Raw genomic sequence first — 2,518 nt, 5'->3', positions numbered from 1 at the left:
CTGGCTCGATTACGGCGATCATCCGGTGGCTCGATTACGCCGATCATGAAATGGACCGATTACGCCGATCCGTGACAGAAGGCCACGGTTTCGCAAAAAGGGCCGCGCAATCAACGGCCGCCGCGCGCGGTTCGTCCGAAGGTTCGTGGCGGCACTGCAGCCAAGAGCGCGCTGCGACGGCCGGCATTTTTGGCGAAGGCGGTACGCACATTGCGCGAGGATGCACAGGCGCATTGCCGGCTGTCGAAGTGGATCCGTCAGTTGGAAAACGCCAAAACAGCTTCCGGCTTTCCGCGCATGCTTGTCCTTAGAGCATTTCCGGGCGAGAGAGAACCCGACGGAGCCGCCGCAACACCCTTGCGCACTTCCGCAAATTCGACGGCACGATCGGTGCGTCTCGAAGTGTGATGGCAGGCACGCATTTGAAAAAATGTAGTGCGTCGTGGTGCGTCGAAAAATCAAAAGGGAAGCCGCGCCAACAAGTGCCGCCGACAAAGCCACTATGCGTATCTCAAGACGGCGGATCCAAAGCTTCACGTCGAGTAACGCACACTTGACGCTTGCCAGCACTGAAACCCCTGCCTTGGCCGCCGGGTAGCAGAGTAAGGCACACGCTTGAAGACCCTGGGCAAGGAGCAGGGCCCACGCGCAAATCGACGATCACCTGCTGGACAATTTTGCGCGCGCCGCCGCCATCGAGACCATCGTCAGCACATTCACATGAGGGTGACCATCTGTGAGCAGGCGCCCGAATCCGAAACGTTGCTGTTGAACGGTGCCGCGCCGACAGCCTCGTCCGACGACGGGTCGGACGAGGAAACGGAAGTCACACCCTCGGCTATTGACTTGGAATTCGGCCGCACGACCGATACCGTGCGCATGTACATGCGTGCGGCGGGCGGAAACGAATTGTTGAATCGCGCAGGCGAGGTGCAGATTGCGAAACGCACCGAGCGGATATTCATCAAGTGATTCACGCGACTGCGGCCTGCCTGGCGACGATCTGCACTATTCTTGCGAGTACGGAGCAGGCTGCAGCCGGTGAACTCCGTATTAACGAACGGGTCGACGACCTCAACGAAGAGACAGCAGCGGGCGAATTGTCGACGTTGAATTCAGCGACTTTACAGGACATCGACACGGACCCAGTCCCGACGCTGATGCCAGCGATCTCAGAGTGGTGGTTCGCACGGCAAACGAAGCGCGCTTGGAGCAGTTTCGGAGCGACAGCCTCGCTATTCTTGCACGAGAAGGTGATCTGTTCGATCACATGCCGGGTGCCACTATCGCGGAAGGCAAGGGCGCGGCCGCCGCCGCACCTCAGTAGGGTAACGAAGCATCGACCGCGTGTGCCCCGATTTGCATCATAAGGTGACGCATGTGCATAGGGTCGAGCGGCGCGAATTGCAAATCGCCGTGGACTGCAGTGGGTGTGCCGCGTAAAAAGATCGTCGCGTCCTTTTTTCGGCCACGAGACCAAACTCGATTGGGCTGCCAACTTAGCGGTGGCGTCGCGCGAACAGAGCGCGGTTCTCAAACGCAGTTTGCCGGCGATGCAGGACGAGCAACGAAAGTTGATCGACAGCTGAAGAAAATCAACCGGCAAATGATGGCGGCTGAGTCGAAAGTGGGGCAGGCAAAGCGTGAGATGATCGAGGCCCACCTGCGCCCGGTGATCTCCATCGCGACGAAGCACGCGAACCGCGGCATGCACTTCTTGGATCTGATTTCATGAAGGCAACATTGGCTTGATGTAGACGGCCGACAAATTTGACTACCAGCACGTCTGGAAGTTGTCTACTTACGCGACGTGGCGATACGACAGGCGGTGACGCGCTCGCTGGCCGGCGAGGCCCGCACGATTCGCGTGCCGGTGCAGATGGTCGAATCGATCAAGAAGCTCAAGCGCATCTCACGCGAAATCTTGTAGCAGACAGGGAAGCAAGCGCATCCGTCCATACTGGCCGTACGCATGGAGATGCCAGACGAAACGTCCCGGCATGCTCAAGTTTTTTGCCAAACAGACAGTCTCGCTTGAGACACCAGTGGGGAGAGGACGTCGATGCCACGCTTGACGATATGGCCGAAGATCCGAATGCGGCGTCTCCGGTGGGCGCCGCTGTTCACGCAAACGTGTGAGCCGCGATCGATGAGGCGCTCGACGCGCTGTCGCCTCGTGAAGTAAAGATCCTAAGATTGCGCTTCGGGATTGATACCCTGTCCGACTATACGCTCGAGGAACTAGGCAAACAGTTCGATGTGACGCGAAGCGATTCGCCAGATCGAGAGCAAGACAATGCGAAAACTGATGCCCACGAGCCACGCCGACAAGCTACGAGAGTTCCACGACCATTAAGCTACGCATGCGCATCGGCGCGGCGCGTTGAAAGGTGCGCGACTAGATTCCTTGACTGAATTGATCTTGTAGCAGTCGAGTCAAGTTTCTACGCGGCGATTTTGACCTGATCGCACCAGGTGTTAACGGCCTTCTCAGCGGTGCGGAAGCTGCGCTGCAAAG

Annotated in this window: 2 protein-coding genes and 1 pseudogene; all 3 read left to right on the top strand. The window is 58.4% G+C overall.

Translation table 11 applies throughout. The features are described 5' to 3' along the window. A partial coding sequence (locus AWB81_RS48025; RefSeq protein WP_235026232.1) for a hypothetical protein occupies positions 1–311 on the top strand: 311 nt, incomplete at its 5' end. A gap of 304 nt (positions 312–615) precedes the next feature. Then, positions 616–972, top strand: a complete 357-nt coding sequence (locus AWB81_RS48020; RefSeq protein WP_235026231.1) for a sigma-70 factor domain-containing protein — start codon at positions 616–618, stop codon at positions 970–972. A 554-nt stretch (positions 973–1,526) separates the two neighbouring features. Then, a pseudogene (locus AWB81_RS49260) lies at positions 1,527–2,356 on the top strand (sigma-70 family RNA polymerase sigma factor); the annotation flags it as partial. Positions 2,357–2,518: the final 162 nt, after the last annotated feature.

This window comes from Caballeronia arationis, assembly GCF_001544975.2.
GTDB classification, from domain to species: Bacteria; Pseudomonadota; Gammaproteobacteria; order Burkholderiales; family Burkholderiaceae; genus Caballeronia; species Caballeronia arationis.
This window is presented reverse-complemented; position numbering and strand designations above follow the sequence as displayed.